Annotated in this window: 24 protein-coding genes and 1 tRNA gene; 16 read left to right on the forward strand and 9 right to left on the reverse strand. The window is 49.3% G+C overall.

What is annotated here, in order from left to right:
- Window positions 1-83 precede the first annotated feature (83 nt).
- On the reverse strand, window positions 84-779 hold the full coding sequence (locus BRW63_RS12200) for a lysophospholipid acyltransferase family protein (RefSeq protein ID WP_073071462.1): 696 nt from the start codon (window positions 777-779) through the stop codon (window positions 84-86).
- 375 nt (window positions 780-1,154) lie between these two features.
- Between BRW63_RS12200 and BRW63_RS12210 the strand changes: the two genes are divergently transcribed.
- A tRNA-Glu gene (locus tag BRW63_RS12210) sits at window positions 1,155-1,227 on the forward strand.
- A 29-nt stretch (window positions 1,228-1,256) separates the two neighbouring features.
- Here the strand turns inward: BRW63_RS12210 and BRW63_RS12215 are convergent.
- From BRW63_RS12215 to BRW63_RS12240, 6 genes are all read right to left on the reverse strand, one after another.
- Window positions 1,257-2,018, reverse strand: coding sequence for a site-specific integrase (locus BRW63_RS12215; RefSeq protein ID WP_223257367.1), 762 nt, complete (start codon window positions 2,016-2,018; stop codon window positions 1,257-1,259).
- Window positions 2,019-2,262: 244 nt separating this feature from the next.
- Complete coding sequence (locus BRW63_RS12220) at window positions 2,263-2,550, reverse strand: hypothetical protein (protein ID WP_073071466.1); 288 nt, start codon at window positions 2,548-2,550, stop codon at window positions 2,263-2,265.
- Window positions 2,551-2,653: 103 nt separating this feature from the next.
- Window positions 2,654-2,884 carry a LexA family protein gene (locus BRW63_RS29935; protein WP_073071468.1) on the reverse strand — a complete coding sequence of 77 codons (231 nt, stop codon included), beginning with the start codon at window positions 2,882-2,884 and terminating at the stop codon, window positions 2,654-2,656.
- Entirely contained in the window at window positions 2,881-3,192 is a 312-nt protein-coding gene (locus BRW63_RS12230; protein ID WP_073071469.1) for a hypothetical protein, read from the reverse strand. The genes BRW63_RS29935 and BRW63_RS12230 overlap by 4 nt, the downstream gene beginning before the upstream one ends.
- Window positions 3,192-3,608 (reverse strand): hypothetical protein, encoded by a 417-nt coding sequence (locus BRW63_RS12235; RefSeq protein WP_073071471.1) that lies wholly within the window; start codon window positions 3,606-3,608, stop codon window positions 3,192-3,194. The genes BRW63_RS12230 and BRW63_RS12235 overlap by 1 nt, the downstream gene beginning before the upstream one ends.
- Before the next feature lie 127 nt (window positions 3,609-3,735).
- Window positions 3,736-3,990 (reverse strand): helix-turn-helix domain-containing protein, encoded by a 255-nt coding sequence (locus BRW63_RS12240; protein ID WP_073071473.1) that lies wholly within the window; start codon window positions 3,988-3,990, stop codon window positions 3,736-3,738.
- 240 nt (window positions 3,991-4,230) lie between these two features.
- Here BRW63_RS12240 and BRW63_RS12245 point away from each other — a divergent pair, with 240 nt between their 5' ends.
- From BRW63_RS12245 to BRW63_RS28285, 15 genes are all read left to right on the forward strand, one after another.
- On the forward strand, window positions 4,231-4,449 hold the full coding sequence (locus tag BRW63_RS12245) for a hypothetical protein (protein ID WP_073071475.1): 219 nt from the start codon (window positions 4,231-4,233) through the stop codon (window positions 4,447-4,449).
- A 75-nt stretch (window positions 4,450-4,524) separates the two neighbouring features.
- The gene (locus BRW63_RS28280; protein ID WP_181314481.1) at window positions 4,525-4,668 is read left to right on the forward strand and encodes a hypothetical protein; all 144 of its coding nucleotides are present in this window, start codon (window positions 4,525-4,527) and stop codon (window positions 4,666-4,668) included.
- A gap of 133 nt (window positions 4,669-4,801) precedes the next feature.
- A complete protein-coding gene (locus tag BRW63_RS12250) occupies window positions 4,802-6,700 on the forward strand; it encodes an AAA family ATPase (protein ID WP_073071477.1) in 1,899 nt (632 codons plus the stop codon).
- Window positions 6,701-6,797: 97 nt separating this feature from the next.
- A complete protein-coding gene (locus tag BRW63_RS12255; protein ID WP_073071478.1) occupies window positions 6,798-7,133 on the forward strand; it encodes a hypothetical protein in 336 nt (111 codons plus the stop codon).
- A 220-nt stretch (window positions 7,134-7,353) separates the two neighbouring features.
- A complete protein-coding gene (locus BRW63_RS12260; protein ID WP_073071480.1) occupies window positions 7,354-7,659 on the forward strand; it encodes a hypothetical protein in 306 nt (101 codons plus the stop codon).
- Entirely contained in the window at window positions 7,659-10,430 is a 2,772-nt protein-coding gene (locus tag BRW63_RS12265; RefSeq protein ID WP_073071482.1) for a hypothetical protein, read from the forward strand. Before BRW63_RS12260 ends, BRW63_RS12265 begins: the two co-directional genes overlap by 1 nt.
- On the forward strand, window positions 10,430-11,254 hold the full coding sequence (locus tag BRW63_RS12270) for a hypothetical protein (RefSeq protein WP_073071484.1): 825 nt from the start codon (window positions 10,430-10,432) through the stop codon (window positions 11,252-11,254). The genes BRW63_RS12265 and BRW63_RS12270 overlap by 1 nt, the downstream gene beginning before the upstream one ends.
- A gap of 130 nt (window positions 11,255-11,384) precedes the next feature.
- The gene (locus BRW63_RS12275) at window positions 11,385-11,915 is read left to right on the forward strand and encodes a hypothetical protein (RefSeq protein WP_073071486.1); all 531 of its coding nucleotides are present in this window, start codon (window positions 11,385-11,387) and stop codon (window positions 11,913-11,915) included.
- A complete protein-coding gene (locus BRW63_RS12280; RefSeq protein ID WP_073071488.1) occupies window positions 11,915-12,190 on the forward strand; it encodes a hypothetical protein in 276 nt (91 codons plus the stop codon). The genes BRW63_RS12275 and BRW63_RS12280 overlap by 1 nt, the downstream gene beginning before the upstream one ends.
- Entirely contained in the window at window positions 12,187-12,642 is a 456-nt protein-coding gene (locus BRW63_RS12285; protein WP_073071490.1) for a hypothetical protein, read from the forward strand. Before BRW63_RS12280 ends, BRW63_RS12285 begins: the two co-directional genes overlap by 4 nt.
- 12 nt (window positions 12,643-12,654) lie before the next feature.
- On the forward strand, window positions 12,655-12,975 hold the full coding sequence (locus tag BRW63_RS12290; protein WP_073071491.1) for a hypothetical protein: 321 nt from the start codon (window positions 12,655-12,657) through the stop codon (window positions 12,973-12,975).
- Window positions 12,976-12,980: 5 nt separating this feature from the next.
- Window positions 12,981-13,292: a hypothetical protein gene (locus BRW63_RS12295; protein ID WP_073071493.1), complete on the forward strand. Its 312-nt coding sequence runs from the start codon at window positions 12,981-12,983 to the stop codon at window positions 13,290-13,292.
- Window positions 13,292-14,497: a hypothetical protein gene (locus BRW63_RS12300; protein ID WP_073071495.1), complete on the forward strand. Its 1,206-nt coding sequence runs from the start codon at window positions 13,292-13,294 to the stop codon at window positions 14,495-14,497. Before BRW63_RS12295 ends, BRW63_RS12300 begins: the two co-directional genes overlap by 1 nt.
- A complete protein-coding gene (locus BRW63_RS12305) occupies window positions 14,494-14,808 on the forward strand; it encodes a hypothetical protein (protein ID WP_073071497.1) in 315 nt (104 codons plus the stop codon). Before BRW63_RS12300 ends, BRW63_RS12305 begins: the two co-directional genes overlap by 4 nt.
- On the forward strand, window positions 14,801-14,950 hold the full coding sequence (locus tag BRW63_RS28285) for a hypothetical protein (protein ID WP_181314482.1): 150 nt from the start codon (window positions 14,801-14,803) through the stop codon (window positions 14,948-14,950). The genes BRW63_RS12305 and BRW63_RS28285 overlap by 8 nt, the downstream gene beginning before the upstream one ends.
- Window positions 14,951-15,097: 147 nt before the next feature.
- Here BRW63_RS28285 and BRW63_RS12310 read toward each other — a convergent pair whose 3' ends face one another.
- Window positions 15,098-15,424 carry a site-specific integrase gene (locus BRW63_RS12310; protein ID WP_073071498.1) on the reverse strand — a complete coding sequence of 109 codons (327 nt, stop codon included), beginning with the start codon at window positions 15,422-15,424 and terminating at the stop codon, window positions 15,098-15,100.
- Between the two features lie 38 nt (window positions 15,425-15,462).
- Entirely contained in the window at window positions 15,463-17,415 is a 1,953-nt protein-coding gene (gene uvrC, locus BRW63_RS12315) for an excinuclease ABC subunit UvrC (protein WP_073071500.1), read from the reverse strand.
- Window positions 17,416-17,504 lie beyond the last annotated feature (89 nt).

Raw genomic sequence — 17,504 nt, forward strand, 5'->3', positions numbered from 1 at the left:
CATCACTCATTATAAGAAGCCCAGAAGGGACAAACTCAGTTCCTTCTGGGCATAATACAAAGCTTAGATCCTGTCCTCGAAAGTTAGCCTTTTTCTTCAATTCCACAGGCATTTAAATCTTGAAGTGTACGTTCGAGATCGGTGGTCAACTGCTTTGCTGCCAGTTTAGAAGATTGAGAACTGTAATCAGCCACCTTAAGCGGGGCACCAATGCAAACCCTGACCGTTGATCTCCAGGGAACTGAAGGGCAGCTATAAGAGATATTAATGGGTACGATCTGAATTCCCAGACCAGCCTGGCTTGCTTCTGATTGCAGAGCTAGACGCGCCAGACCAGGTTGCAGTCGATTGAGCTTACACGATCGGTTTCCCCGCAAGTCGCCCCCCTCTGGAAAGATCACCAACACCTCCCCGTTTTGCAGCAACTCAACACTATAACGAAGACTGGCGATCGCGGGATGGTTTGTGTTGATCGAAAACCCTCCCAACCGTCTAATAAACCAACCCTGAAGTCCCCTCACTTCGTCTGCCGTCACCATGAACCGTAATGTCCGTCCTGTGATGTCTTGACCTGCGGCGTAAGGCACCATGAAAGCATCCCACCTCGAACGATGCGTTGGAGCTAAGATTACCGGGCCTTTCGCCGGAAGATGCTCTCGACCTGATACTTCGATTCGTCGAAAATAGAACGGAAGCAATCCATAGCGCCCCATTGGGTAGACTAGAGAAGCCAGCCAAGGTGAGAGACGAGAACTCGCAAAATTCGCCTTTGCATTCATTGGGGGATGGGAAGCGTTTCTACCAGTCCTTTTATTCTGCTTGATCGTCAAGTGATTTTCATCGACCTGACAGTTTGTTGGCAAAACAACGTCAGCCGCTTTTGGATGCGTGGAAGGGCTATCACAATCGGAATTCAGCGAGGTCATGGGGTTGAGCGAGATCATGAGCGCAGTAGGAAACGAGTAGAGGCTTCGTAAAGCGGGTAGACATACCCCTTGTTTTTAACTTAATAGGTTTTGTAATCCTTGCGTTTTCTGAGAGGACACTTCTAGGGGTGGCTATTTATGTGAGTCTACATCGTCATTTCTAGGGATTTGAGTCTAGGGGTTGACAAACCCAGGGCGATCCGCTAACGTGATTAAAGTGTGAAATACGCCCCCATCGTCTAGAGGCCTAGGACACCTCCCTTTCACGGAGGCGACGGGGATTCGAATTCCCCTGGGGGTATGCAGCTAAATGTAAGAAGGGCAAGACTTTTAACGGTCTTGCCCCTCTTCTTTTTTTGCGGTTTCTTGCCTCACTGGTGGGCGCGGTCGATCGTCTCGACTCAATATCAACTCATAGGCGCGCTGGTGAATGGTGGCATTGATCCATCGATGATAGATGCGTTCATGCACCTCACGAGAATGTCCCATCTGTTTGGCTGCTAACCCAATGTCTAGCCCGTATTCCAGCGTTCTGATTGCCCATCGGTGACGGAGATCATAGAGATGAAAGGGCAAGCCGAAATCACTAAAGTAGGCGGTTGCACTATGCCCTACCCGATCGTTGGTTCGGTCTAGCTGGATGTTGGGCAGCCGCACCAGGGAGAGGTCGAATTGCTCGAACCATTCAGGGTGAAATGCCCAGACTTGACGGCTCCCAGTCTTAGTGTCGTTCTCAACCCAGAGAATGCGATCTCCAAGCCTCAGCTGAGGCAGGTCAAGTCTGAAAGCCTCATGGGGTCTGAGTCCGTATGTTGCCAACATTCCATAAACCCATTTCCAGTTAGGATTTTTGAGGCGATCGTACCAATCAACAATTAGATCGTCACTGGGAATATTGCGAGGGGAAACGCTTTTAGAGGAGTACTTTCCTTTGTAGGGTGAGGGGTCATAGTTGAGTTTTGCAAAGTGGGCAAGCTGTCCAGCTACCATACAAGCTCGGATGCGAGTGCGAGTATTAACCTCGGTTGATATTACTAACTTATGCAGCAGTTTAGGAGTTAGATTCGCTTCTGGAGGAAGGAGTTTTAGCATTTTCCAGTACTCTGTTCTCCAGGTGGTTTCAGAGCTACCACGCTGGAAATAATCCTCCTTGAATTTCTCAATCCAATAACTACAATTGCGCTGCATTTCTGATAGAAACTGGCAGTAAAAACGCACGAAAAAGTACGTCGATCGTGGATACGATGACGGAATAACTATTAATTTGAGTCTCTGCGACAGGTAGCCGCTATTGGCTATCTGTTTCGCCTATGCTCAGGCTCGTCAGGCAGAACGCTTACTCCTGAGTGCGTTCACCGTCTCGTCTCAGGAGATAGTCAAACAGTCGATCCATGCGTTCGATCGCGGCGTTGATCGAGGTTATTGCGCTGTCGGTGTGCTGCATATATTGCAGTTGCACATCTGCTAAACGATCGACGGCTTGCATGGTGGATCTTAACTGTTGCTGATTTTCAAAGGTGATATCAACTAATCGATTTAGAGAAACTTTGACATCAAGCATGTCAACTTCTAAAGATTCAACTCGATCTGTGAGATTGTTTGATTGTTCTGGATTGTTAGACATAATAGAAAGGTGATTTTAACTGTTTTGTTTTTAATCCCCTTCAGACTGGAATCTGAAGGGGATTTTTAACGGGCGCAAGTTGTGAGGAAAGGACGATCGCTAACTACTCAGGTAGTAACCGCAATCGACCTTTTTGAATTAGATGGTTGAGGCGTGATATCAGGGGTAGCGGTGACCTGAAACCGAACTTCTTAACCATCGCACTCGAACTAACTTGCGCGGAACCTTCCATCACCAGGTTATGCAGAAAATCTAAAACGGCTGCCTGTGCGCTGGTGAGTGGGGTATCAGAATGTAGAATTTCAACCTCTACTGAATCGATTGAAATTTTCATTTGTGATCTTCCCTCCCAATGATTTTGATATCAGCATAACGGGTGGACTCGTAGAAAGTCTCGTTCTCTTCTTGAGTGGAGTAACCTACTCCGCCAGCATCTCGATTAACGGCTTTGCCATCAGAGCGATCGTGACTAGACTGATTGTGATCCTCGTCAAAATTGCCCCAGTCTGAGATGTTAGAGCGCGGGTCTACACCCTCTTTGCAATTTTTGGCGATGTAATCTCGCGCATCTTCTCCGGTGTCATCCTTAGCGAATGAGTCGCTGTCGTCACCGCCGCCAAAAAGGAAGTTGAAAATTCCCATTAGTTTCGAGCCTCCATAGAGACAGCCCGATCGCCGCTGTAATTCACAATGACAAACGCACCGTTAGAACGCTCAAACCATTCTGAATTGCCATTTGTATAAGAGGGGGCACCGAAGCGCCGCCGCATGGCGTGGAAGGATTGTGGGAATCTCAGATGATTCATCGCATAGACTTCTGAATCTGTGATTCCACCAAAGGAGCTATATACAGTGGCTCCTGACCGTAGTGCTGAGTTGATGGGGACATCTGGGAACTTGGTAGTAGGAGGTCGATTATCGCCACCTAACCCGTTGACAGCATTCTTGAAAATGTCTCCGAAGTCGTCGTAGGTCATGGAGATCGCAGCGGGTGCCACAATCAAGATCGATGCTGCAACGATCGCACTGAGCGATCGTCTGTGTGCTGAAAGTTTCATAATGTAAGTGCCTCTCTTTGGGGTAAAGCCAGGGCGGGAGTGTCGAGCTGCAAGCCCTGGCTGAGAATTTGAACGATTAGTTAGTGACCTCCTATCGGTGATCGTCTAGCGCTGAAGTGTAAGCAGATTACGCTTCAGCGCTTTTGTTTGGAGACCTGTAAGTTTCATTGAAAGCTTCAACCAACTCATCAATGGTTAAGCCAGACGCATCCATGATCAGCTTTGTTTGAAAGAAGGTTAGGCGCGGCACCTGAACCCCTCTCTCCCAATTGCTGACGGTAGATATGGTGACACCAAGAAGGTCGGCAAACTGTCGCTGAGTCATCCCAGCTAGCTTTCTAACGTTCATCAGGTTTAAGGGTTGATCATTCTCTTCACTCATATTAGAGTTAACTCGTATGAGAGTCAACTTTTATTGATCAACTCGTATACGGCTCACTAAACAACAATATGCAGCGCAAAGCCCACACGTTCAGCACGTGTTGTCTAGTTGCCTAGGAGTTTTGTTTAGAGGTATGCAGCGCCCCTAGTGTGAATCCCCATTCTTCTATAGCGCTGCCGTCTCCCAATGATCGCTCAAACCCTTGCCCCTTGATCAATCCAGCCATTTTTAGGAGAGCCAATGACCCAAAACAAACCGATCAACGACTTCATCGCCTCTTTTATTCCTCAAACCGAGGGAGGCGAAGAACTGATTCTCAAACTATTCCGATCACTTCCCGTAGAGCGGCAATCAGCCGTCTTAGCCGAGCTTCACGCGCTGCTGGCAGACGACGGCGACAAAGCCAAGTTCGCTCAACTGAGGAGCTTAATTGATTCGTGGGAAAACCCCAGCACATAAAAAAGCGATCGCTCTCCCCAGACGGCAGTGCGATCGCCTTCAATACTTTATTTCTTATCACCTAGAGGATATCGCATGACACCGCTAATGCAGCTAATTTCGTCACTCACCGACGATGAGAAAATTCAACTGATCAGCATCCTCTCAGAAAAAATGCTCTATCCAGAGACGATCGACGCTGCCAAGCGATTGATTCGAGCGATCGTCAACCACATCTAAACAGCAAAAAACCTGATTGCGGCTTCCAAGGGCTTCCAATCAGGTTTTTGGGTTATGCATACCCGCTATCCAGTAGACCGCGTTTACTGGGCTTTTTTGACAGCAAATACACGTAAAACAGTGAGATAAAACGATGGTAGCAGATTTCATTCCACCGATCCGAGATGGCATTTCAGACCTCGAAATTCAAACACGACGGGAGGTCGAGGGACAGATTCTATCGGCAGGCTTAAAGCAGACCTATGACAACGCCTACGGCAAATTTGAGTTAGCAGCGTATGCAAGGTCAATGGGGATTCCGATCGAGACGGTCGAACAGATCGCCCAGGAGCTTGCCTATCGTCAGATGAAGATTGACTTAGAAGAGTCAGAGTTTGTCGGCATGGTTTCGCAGGTTCGCAAAATTGAAGCACTGCCAGACGCGGGGTTTCGAGAATGGAAACTGAGCAAGCTCTCCAGGCGATATAAATTGTCACGAAGCGAGATGATGAATGCCTATAACAAAGCCCTCATTCATCAGTCCGCACTCACCCCGATGTCACTGAGCCAACTTAAAGAAGCCTTTGGTCAGTCGGTACAGTGGACGGTTCACGGATGGTTTCCAGCCGGGGTGACGATGTTGATCCACGGTCACGGGGGCACCGCAAAAACGTTGTTTCTCTATGAAGTGGCAGCGGCGATCGCCAAAGGTCAGCCGTGGAATGGCTACCCCGTCTCTCAAGGTGAAGTCCTAATTCTGCAAGCCGACGAGCCGCCTCACATCACCCACGAGCGACTCGAAACCCTAGAGATCACCGACGATGACCCGCTCCGCGTCTTTCCCGGATGGCAAGTCGAGGCGATGCCACAACTAGAGGCTTACCTCTCAAAGAACCCCGTCAAATTCATCCTGGTAGACTCCAACACCTCAACCAATCGCAACACCTTGATCTCGGAGAACGATGTTGAATATGCGCGGCCCATGCTGCAACTGTCCGATCTGGCATCACGGCACGGCTGCACAATCTGCGTCATTCACCACTCCAATGCCAACGGAGACGCGAGAGGCACCAAAGCGCTGCACAACTCAGTCTCAGAAGTCTGGGCACTGAGCGTCAGCAATGAAGCCACAGGCGAACGCCTCATCCGCATCCAAAAAAATCGAGTTGGACGGGCACCAGGTCGCTACAGATTTGACTTCGACCCCACTGCCAACAGCTTCACCTATCAAGGGGAAGCTGGCGACGAAAACAGCGATGCAGCCAGCACAGAGAAAAAGATTGAGCTATGGCTAAACGAGGATGAGCATCGAGGCGTTCCCTACGAGGCAGAAGAACTTGCCCACGAATTGAAGATCAACATCAACACAGTGCGAAAGCTTCTCTATGAGCTTTGGGCAAAAGGGATAGTTCAACGAGAGAAGAAGGGCAAGAAGTTTTTATACCACGTTGGAAATTTGCCGCAAGAATATCCAACTGATCGCAAAATATTAACTGATCGATTGAATTCTCCAACTGAGCGATGGGGTCGATCAGTTGGAGACCCCTGTGTTTCCAACGGTTTCGAGCCAACTGATCAACTGATCGATGAAAATGGCGATTTTTCACTAATGCGAAACGCCAAAAACGCCGATCAGTTGATCAGTTGGGATGAAAAGCAGACTGAGCAAGAATCTACAACTGATCGGTCAACTGATCGGCTCAAAAAGCCAACTGATCAGTTGGCTCTTATTGACAATGCCGATCACTTGGATGATCACTTAGTGCAAGTCGGTGATGTCGTAATACCGAACACTTCCGCTACGTGGAGCCGTCGTGGAAGCACTAGGATCGATTCTAAAGAATTGCCACCGAGCAAGAAGTCTGCACTGGTCATCCCTATCAACGAGATGGGGTCAGTCATGTTTGACGAATTGCGGCAGCCGAGCAGGGTTGTAGCGATCTTGGGCGACGACGATCGCGTGAAGGTTCGCAACCAGGTGACGGGTAGAGATAGCGTGTTTGAGATCAACGACGTGCAGATTTATGCGAAAGCAGACCGACAGATGAAATAGCGATCGTCTGGAAAGGTCGATCGCCCGGTTGGGATAAATAGGGAAATCCCCCGCAGGTAGCTCTGAGAGGGATTATGCTGTTTCTCCTTGATTTACTATGCCCTTGCAATCTGCCATCTTCACACCACGCGAGATCGCCTGGTGCTTTGTGATAGTGATTTCGTCTATCTATTCACTATTCTTGTTGATTAATGCGGCGTATGATGAAGCCGCTCGGAACCCAACCCCACGACGGTACAAGCGACGAAAGATTAGAAAAGGAGAGTTCAACGAACTTGATAACTTGGGGGTGCCGATGGAAATTCTTGCACTGACTCACAATAGAGAAACGGCTTATCGACTCTACAACGACGTGAGATGGCGCTACTCTGCTCAATCTGCTCAGTGGATTTGGGACAAGGTTAAATGGGACATTATTCGCGATCGGCATTGACGATTTAAACATCCGGTTGAAATTTCCACCGGATGTTCTGCTAAATCCGCAGAAGTCCCACGAGGGAATGGGGTTTCTAGCGATCGACGCTAACGATAGAATCACTGTTCCAGGGTTTGTAGTTTCGTACTACAAACCCTTTTTAGTCCGGTTTTAGTCCATCGGTGTACTACATGGGTAGTTCTGGGATTACTGAAGACAATCCCTACCAGATTAAAAAATGACTGCTATCACTATCGCTACTGACATTCCTAGCTCGATCGTCACCCTTGAACAGCTCCACGCTTGGAGTGGGTTGACCCTCTCGCGCATCAATCCCTCTCTCGCAATCCTAGAGGCTGAAAACTTTGCCCAGTACGTGATGCAATCTGGCATTTTTAGCGCGGCTGACAACTCTAATCGGCTGCTCACTCGTGCGTCCCTTGCGCTCGATATGAACTACATCAGCGATCGTTCTAAAAAGCTGTGGATGTTTGCAAACGAATTTTCTGCTGTGGCAATCCCTGCTGCATTTAAGGGGAACTGATGGCAGGACCCGCTAACGATCCTTCTAGCCAATCGGCGATCGAGAGATTTAGAGACACCTACAATCAGCCAGCAGCCAACGGAAACGATGGATACTTCAAGGTTCCAAACCGTACCCCGCCGCCACCGCCGCCATTCTCTCCCCCCAAACCTCAGAAGATTGTAGAGAATTCGTACAGTCGAGAGCAACGATTTGGGCAGGGGTTTACGTCCGGCCGTTCCCTCAAAGACAATCCGGGTTTTAGAAACCCGATCTCCGCCAATCAAGGCAACCTCCCGACCTCTGGAGGGGGGCAAAGCCTAGCACCCCAAGCGCCGATCACCCGTGCTGGAGGGGCTGCCGGATTTGCGAGCGGAATCGGGCAAAATGTTGTGCAGGGGGTTGCCCAACAGGGTCCAAATTATCTAAATCCCAGCAATCCGAACGGCATTTTTGCGCCCGATCCTAGATACGTAGCAGCAAAAAAATCATGGGAGCGACAATCTAGCCTACCGCCCGGTTTTTCAATGGGCCCTAAGGGATCGACACCCAACCCTTTAAGCCCTGATTTTTGGAATCCACTAAATCCGATTAGCCCGTTCAACGAGCGCAGTCCCTTCCACCCGTTTGATGTCTTTGGCAAGGAGGATATGTGGGAGGGTCACCGACGTGGTGATAACTACTACCCAGATGAGCAAATGGGTCCCCAGCAAAACTTCAAAGAGATGGGCCCACTCAGCCCGAATTCTGTAAGGGCACCCAACGCCACGGGCAACGCACCCCGAAACACGAATCTCCCCCCGTGGCTCGATCCATTTAAGGACACCTCAAAAACTGGGGAATCGATCCCTGAAAATAGCGGCAAACCCAATGCTGAGTCTAAGCGATGGTTTCCTCGCCCAACTTTGATCAGGGTTTGGTCGCCCAACAATGGCCGCTACGTAACGATTGGGGCGCTCTCTTATAGCGTTACGGAGGTGCCCAAACATCTATATTCAGGGCCTCCCCCTGTGCTGAGTGCGAGAAATAGTAACTTCACCTATCTCCGAGACGGAAAAGACGGATACACGATTGAATGGACATACGTTAAATCTACCAATCCGGTAGAAATAGGTACAGGCAGCATTGTTATCGAGCCGTGGACACTTCAGAATCTTGGGCCCAATCCAGCCGAGACAACGCCCAATCCAGGAGTACCCGAAAATCGCATTCCAGAAACCAATCAGCCATTCTTTCCTCCCCTCCCTAAATATCTAGACGATGTAGCGCAGCCTTACCCCCCAACAATTCTTGACCCTAACGATTTCCGATCGCCCAAGAATCAGCCACTCTCCCCCATGTTCCCCCCGGAATTGGCACCGATTCCTAAGCCGCTCGATCCCCTTCAAAAGCCTGAAACACCTTTGGCACCGGGAACCCAACCCACAAAACCGCCTGAAGATGATACGGTTCCCAAGGTTCCGCCGTTACCCTTCAACCCGCTTCAATCACCAGCGCCGCCTAACCCGATTCAAGATCCTCCACCCTTTGAGCCGGGGCCGGTGAATCCTAATCAACGGCTGAACGATCGGGGCATCTTCCCTGCAACTAAGGCAACCATCACACCGACCGTTTCGGGTAGCCCACTCTCACCCGATGTCGAAATCGGTGGCGATCCGGTTCGGCTAGTTCCCCCATCTCCCAAAATCACTAAGCCACCGACAACGACAGCCCCAGAGACCCCTGAGCAAAAGAAAAAGGATGAGGAGAGAACCCTACCTTTCCCGCTACTTCCGCCTATTTTTCCGAAACCGACTGGGCCCACTGGCACGATCGACCCGCAAACGGCTGACGATATCACCAAGAGCAAGAATCCGCCGCCTCCACCTGTGGGCACTAAGCCCAAATGTCAGGACGGCTGTATGGCGGGGTTAGAGACGGGGCAACAGTCAATCCTAGACAAACTTAATGGGAACGGTAACGGCTTAAATGTTGGATTGAATGCGGCTGAATTAGGATTGTTGAACACCATCAATAACAAGATGGGTGAGCAACTTATTGGAGGATTAGCAGGAAAACTAACAAGATTTAGTAAGTGGATGCAATTCGATAGGATTATGAATGTGTTCATCCTGATTGGTGTTCTGCATAACGCCGCAATGCTATCCAGATCAGCAGCGGAAACAATCGGTGAACTCACATCGCAAGCGCTAACCGTAATTGGAATTAAAGGCGATGACAATCAACCGATTGATGTAAATGAAATCATTGGGAAACAAGCCAACGTGTTTATGAGTTCAATACTAGGAGAAACCGTTTGGAACGGAACTAAAGAGAGTTGGCAGAAAGCAAATAGGATTATTTCTACTGCTAGTAACATTATCTCAACAGTCCGTTCAATTGCAGATAGTACAAGAGACGTAATGGAGTGGACAGCAGAGAATACAGGCAAAATCGGAAATGCTCTCAAACGTTGGCGTGTTGTTGGCGAAAATGCTTACAAGTGGATGCCCGAAAGAGTTACAGCACAAGGAAAGTGGCATCGAAGTATCGACAAGGCTGTTGAAGGTATTCAATCTGTTGAGGATGCTGCTAGTTCTCTCGCTGGTGCAGTTGGTAATGTCCGCTCGATTCAAGAAGATTTCACAGAAGTGAAGGAACAAAAGGCAAATTTTGACAAAGCACTTAAGGAGGCAACTCCGAAAAGCGGAACAGAAAACGATGCAACAAAAGCCAAAGCAACCGCAGAAAAAGCCGCTAGTGCGTCACCTGTTTTAGCAGTAACAGATCGTGCGAAAGGAGATGCACCGTAATGCCGTTACCGAACGATTACAATGCAGCCGAACATCTGCAAGACACAATCAAACGAGTCTATAACGGTGAGGTTCGTGAATGGTTCGCAGATGTCATTGGAGAACAGTTAGATCTCTCTACACCACGCGCTAGTTTAAAGACGGCTTGCACACATCAGGAGGCAGATAGCACCGACATGACAGTTTCGCGACAACTACTTTTTGACATGGTGATTAAGCAGACGTTTAAGACAGTTAGCGGCGGCTCTGAACGAGATTTAAACTACACAATCTTGAGAAAAACAAAGCCGATTTTAAAGCTTTATTTCTTGGAAGATCATATCGATACTGACCCTGACTATCGGCAAGTTGAAGGAGTTATCGGTGTCCGATTGATGGGTCAAACTAGCACCACTTTGAGCAAGACAGAAGCGATCGCCTATGGCAACAAAGTAAAAACCCTGTTCGGCACTGGCAAGGGTTTCTCGTGGAAGAAGGGGAAAGAGATGTGTAGCTACAGCGATTGGGCTAAGGGCTATCAGCTACAGCTATTAGTCCGAAACGAGACGGAAGGGAAGCGGATTGTAGAGCAGGTTCTCGATATTCAAGGTCATTCCCCTGATTGGGAATTTCTGAATATGTCAGTCAACTCAGAACCCTCTCAGGCGTTCCCGACCATTCCACCCAGGGAGACAATTCTAGGGAAATCCCACAAATTATCTCGACGGCGACCCATTTCTGAGGTCTTCTTTCAACACGCCTCGATCAAATTGGCAGGGTTGCCGAAACCCGTCTACATCTACGATCGGTCGGGTCGAATTCCTGACGCATTGGTTCATCGCTGAAACTCTGTTTGTCCCAGCCATAGCGCGAAAAGGTTTAACCGTTCCGCAATTTGCTATAGCGGTTTTCGAGTGAGTAAAAGGCTAACTAGATTCACAACTGCAACCCCATTACTCTCACGGTTACTGACTTATGCCTAGACAACGTTTTTCAGCAGTGCTGCGCGGATATCGCGGTCAAGCTGCACGGGATAAATTCATTCAGCACTTACAGGGACTAGGAACGCAAGGCGACAACATCGGCACCAAAGGCAACCGCCCCCCATCAATCGACCTCTATATCGAGCCGTTTGCTCTGCCCCTTGGGACAAACACGCTCGTTAAAGTTTCAGCGTTGCGTCCTTCATGGGATTTGCTCAAAGGCGGCTCTGAGGTTTCGAGCCGGGTCAAAACAGTATTAAGTGGCTCCGAGGTTTCGATCAAGCTGTCTCGTTACTCAGCCGCTCGTGTCGTGCGTCGTCAAACCACAGGCACGACGGGCACTGCAAAAACTTCTAAGCTCACTGGATTGAAATACCTGCACTACAACACCGAAACCGCGTCCGTTCCTTTCGGAAAGAAAACGGGCGATCTCGGTGCGTTTGCAGTGTTTCAGGAGATCTCAACCCAGAACGAAGGTTCGTCTACAAACCTCAAATACACTTTTATTGACGAAAACGTCTAATGCACGTCTTAGAACCGTTTCTACCTGATTTGAACCTCACGCCAGATCACTCCCTCTCGGACATCGAGGCTGAATGCAAAGCCCTTTCACAAGTGCAGCGCATGACATCGGACTTTCTGAGAGGTGAGCTAGACCTGGACACGCTCGACGATTGCCTGTTTGGTTATGGCGTTGATCCGAACGAGTATTGGGGCATCGTTGAAGACAACGTTGACGCTGTGATCGAGTCAGGGACGGCTCTAGAGGATCAACATCTGATTGTGATTGCGCGATGAGTCATCCGGTTCTGTCGCTCAATAATGTTGAGAATTGGCAACTGTTTCACCGTCAGATTTATCGCTCTCAGGAGTCAGTCAACCAGGGAAGGGTCAGGGGACACATCCCGATTCCGCCCCAGACGTTGCCCCTTTTGAGCGATCGCAACATTTTGGCGGCGGGCTGCCACAGCGATAAGGCTAAATCAACTTGGTTCTCAGGCGGTTGGCTGACTCCGGTAGTTGCTTGTGGGGGGGAATTTCTAGAGGCTGATTTTGGCTTCTACCGCTTGCCGCTTAACTCCGTGCGGTTGATCATCATTCCTCCCATTGCCCAAAGCTATAAGCTTCGATTCCAAGTCCCGGCATGGTTTGAGGAGATTTCTTTGAGCATTTACCAGTACATCGGAACTGAAACAGACAGCACGGAAGACTTGATCCGCGAATTGCAAACGCAAATTAGCCAACCTTAAACACTTTTCGCCATGCCCATTTCTTCGGGCAATAGCCCAAATTCAGCACCCAAAACGAAACCGATTCGTAAAAATGCAACGGCATCTAGAGGGGTGAGTCGCCTACTCGAAACGAATATCAAGCGAGTTGGAGCAACGATCGTCAATCACGCCAATACCACGCTGTATCTCGACTTCGATGCGACTGTTTCCGATAGTGATTATTGGATCGCGCTTCCTCCAAACGCGCTCTATGAAATGCCTTACAGCACGGGTGAAGAGATTTATGGGACGTGGGTTTCTGGCGACATTGTTGAAGGCAAGGCTTTGATTAGAGATTTTATTGAGGTCTAGAGAAAATGGCACTTTTCAACCCGATGGCGATCGCGGCTCCATCAAGCAGCGCTGCGATCGGAACACCCACAACCGTTGCATCTGCAATTACCAGCAATATTCTTCTAGCGACAAATGCAGCTAGAAAGGGATCGACTATATACAACAGCAGTACTTCAAGGCTCTATATTGCACTTGGTGCAGTCGCCACTACTTCGGCTTTCACCGTTTTTCTGGAACCAGGCGGATATTATGAAACGCCTTTTTGGTTCACCGGAACAATTCACGGGATTTGGACGGCTGCGAACGGCAATGCGTTGGTGACGGAGCTGACCTAATGCCTGTTAGCAATCCCTATCAATCCGGATCAGGGACGGTTGATGCTGCAAACGTAACGAACCTGCAAGAGTATGTTGTAGATTTTGTTGCTCAAGCGTTGCAATCCTCGGATCTCACGGTTAACTACGATGATGCCGCCGGGGTCATTCAGTTAACGGGCAACACGAACAACCAGGGCTTAGTCTGGCAATCGATCACGACTAACACCACACTCAGCCCCAATTACGGCTATTTTGTGGATCTTTCTGCAAGTCCTGGTAACGCCGATCTCATTCTTCCTCCTAATCCAGTACCGGGGCAGGTGATCAGCCTCATCTATATCGGTGCTACCTCTTTGCTCAAAAAGGCGATCGTTCGTCGGAACGGCCAGCCGATCAATTCGGCCGCGATCGACCTACAGCTTTACACCAAAGATCAGCGCCTCACGCTTACCTATGTCAGTGCTGCTGTGGGATGGTTTGCGGAGAGTGCGCGGGCGATCGAGGCGTTTCAACCAAGCGTTGTTTTATCCCGTCCAGCGTCAACTACCTCTGCTCAAAATGGGATTCTGAACTATCTGGGAACCAATTTAAACACGGGCACCTATCTAAACCCGTTCTCACCCTCTACGAACCCGCTTCGACCCAGGCGCGCTATATTTTGCGCTCGATTGGGATGGACTAATGTAAATCTGAGCATATTGAGTGCAGATAAAAGCACCACGGCCACAGCCGCGATCCGAATCGATCCGACTACTGATTCTGCTAGTTTTTTCGTCCTTTTTTACAATTCCGAAACCAAGGCACCGATTCAAGTAAAGCTCAGTGCCATTTATATCCAATTTACTTCAACGGGGGGAACCTACATCCCTAAGACGCTCAATATTAGAGGGGCTAAAAATCTAGGGGTAAATCTTGCGCTATCGGATGTAGAGGCGAAAATTTCACCCGCTCAATCTCAGTTGCCTCAGGCAGATTCGAGAATCATTGTTTCCCCCGATTGGACGAACCTGGCAACCTTTACAGATGCCAACACTGGCTTCAGTGGCAACTATTACGGCAATTCAGGATCAAATCCCACGGTTAGCAAATTTTATGATCTGAATGCGGCTGACTTCTACCCCGCTTATATGATTACCTCTCTGCCTTCCGTGGTGAATGGCACGGCATTCGAGGGATGGGAAATCAGGCAGATGGAATTTTACGGGGAGGTGATCGCCTCGTGAACCCCCAATTTGATACGAAAACTCTCATCTCACTTGCTACTTTTCTGGCTGGTGCCGGATCGGCCGTATGGGGAATGGTGCGCTTCTATGCGGATGGCGAAAAGAAGCGCTATGCAGCAGAGCGAGACTTTACTCATCTGCGAAATAATCAAGAGCAAATGAAAACTCAGATCGCTTCACTGGCAAAAGAAATCGATAGCTTAAGCGACGATATGAAAACACATCTCGCTGTTTTCAACGTTATGCTGAGTCAAAGAGGCGAGAGCGTTTCAGGTATTTTGGGCTATAAAAAAAGGCGTGATGATGGCTAACATCAATATCGAGCTAGTACAAAATTACAGAGCCTTTATTCTGAACCTCCTTAAACAAGTGGATATCGATCGGGCAGAGATGGCGATCGCACTGGAAGAAATTGCTTCAGAGATCCGGGAAAGGAAACAACAGAGTGTATAGAGCAAAATAATCATTAGCGTGGTTTTGTCTCCGTTCAGAGCAAACTACCCCAAATCGGCGCGATCGCCCTCCTGTTGAGGGTCTGAGAGTTACTCTGATTCGAATTCCCCTGGGGGTATGCAGCTAAATGTAAGAAGGGCAAGACTTTTAACGGTCTTGCCCCTCTTCTTTTTTTGCGGTTTCTTGCCTCACTGGTGGGCGCGGTCGATCGTCTCGACTCAATATCAACTCATAGGCGCGCTGGTGAATGGTGGCATTGATCCATCGATGATAGATGCGTTCATGCACCTCACGAGAATGTCCCATCTGTTTGGCTGCTAACCCAATGTCTAGCCCGTATTCCAGCGTTCTGATTGCCCATCGGTGACGGAGATCATAGAGATGAAAGGGCAAGCCGAAATCACTAAAGTAGGCGGTTGCACTATGCCCTACCCGATCGTTGGTTCGGTCTAGCTGGATGTTGGGCAGCCGCACCAGGGAGAGGGCAAATCTAGGTCTTATATCCGCGTCCCTTAAACCGACGATCGCTCCTCTACATTTTCATCAGGCTGACTGGGATGGAAGTAATCGTAAATCTGCTGCGCCAAACGCGGCCCCACACCCGGAACCGTCGTCAACTGAGCCGGAGACGCTTCACGGATGTAATCGACCGAGCGAAACGTTGCCAAAAGCTGTTTCTGTTTGTGATGCCCCAATCCAGGAATCTCGTCGAGGCTTGATCGCCGCATCCGATCGCTGCGCTGCTGCCGATGGAAACTGACGGCAAATCGGTGCGCCTCATCTCGCAATCGCCGCAATAATTGCACTCCGGGCTGGTCTGCTTCGGTGGCGAGCGGCAGTGATTCACCCGGCAAAAAGATTTCTTCTCGCTGTTTGGCTAGACTCACGACTTTCACATCTTCTAGCAAGTTCATTTCTCGCAGCACGTTCACCACCGCTGAAAGCTGCCCTTTGCCCCCATCAATCATCACTAAATCAGGAAAATCAGCATAGGCGGATGTGTGAGACTTTAAAACCGAAGACTCGCTGCTCATCTGCTCACCTCTGGCTTTTGCCGCCCCATATTTGCGAAATCGACGACTAATTACCTCCGCCATGCTGGCAAAGTCGTCAGAGTGACCCGACATCACTTTGGGATTTTTAATTTTGTAGTGGCGATAGTGCTGTTTAGCGGGCAACCCATCCACAAAAACAACCTGAGAAGCGACGGCATCAGAGCCTTGAATGTGAGAAATGTCATAGCCTTCGATGCGTCGTGGCAACTCTGGTAAGTCTAAAATCTCTGCCAGGTCGAGCGTGGCTTGGGCGTTACGATCGGCAAATCGCTGCGTTCTTGCCAACTCATACTCAGCGTTGCGCTCGACCATTTCTAGCAGTTCTGCCTTCATTTGGCGTTGAGGAGCCACGATCGTCACTTTGCGCCCTTTTGCCTGCGTGAGAAATTCTGCCAGCATTTCGGTTTCGGGTAACTCGTGCTGCACCAAAATCTCAGCCGGAATCTCAACCGGATCGACGCTCTGATAATGTTCTTCTAAAACTCGCTGCAAAATTGCGCCAGGTTCACCCGATTGAGAGTCTGCCACAAACCCTAGTCGCCCGACTAAGCGACCCGCCCGAATTTGAAAGAGTTGGACGCAAGAGTGAGTGTCGTCGGCGGCGAGGGCGATCGCGTCTCGCGAAATCGTGTCATCGGGGAGGGCGACTTTTTGCTCAGCACCGAGAGATTTGAGTCCGATAATCTGATCGCGCAGACGAGCCGCGTGTTCAAAATTAAGGGCTTCAGATGCTTGCTCCATCTGATTAGTTAGGGTTTCTTCTAGTTCGCTCGTCCGTCCTTGAAAAATCATCGCTACTTTTTGAACTGTCTTGCGATATTCTTCAGACGTAATCATTGCCTGACAAACCCCCGGACATCGCCCAATATCGTAATTGAGGCAGGGACGATCTTTAAACAAAGGCTGAGGACGTTGGCGCAGCGGAAAAATCCGTTTGACTAAGTGCAGGGTGGTTCGCAGCGTACGAGAGTCTACATAAGGTCCATAATAGCGATCGCGCTCTTTCCCCATCCGTCGCTTGCGCGTGATGAAAATACGCGGATATTCTTCTGACCAGGTGATGCACAGATAGGGATACTTTTTGTCATCTTTCAGCAACACATTAAAGTGGGGCTGATGCTGCCGAATCAAATTCGCTTCTAAGGCTAAGGCTTCGGCTTCGGTGTCGGTGACAATAAACTCGACTTCGACCACCTGACGCAACATTAAGGCAATTCGAGGTCGCGTGTCGTGCCCGTTGAAATAAGAACGGATGCGCGATCGTAGCCGCTTCGATTTACCAATATAGAGAATCTGATCGCTGCTGTCACGCATATAGTAGACACCCGGCTCTTGGGGAATCTCTTTGATGCGGCCTTCGAGACGATCGGGGTCTTGAATTAAAGGAACTGTTTTGTTCGTTAGAGTCACAGTGATTTGACGAATTGATAACCGTTGCAGTTGTGCATCTTGCGATCGGGCGGTTGATCTTTTTAGCGAATATAATTGACTTGGAATTG

It is taken from the genome of Phormidesmis priestleyi ULC007 (assembly GCF_001895925.1).
GTDB lineage: Bacteria > Cyanobacteriota > Cyanobacteriia > Leptolyngbyales > Leptolyngbyaceae > Phormidesmis_A > Phormidesmis_A priestleyi_A.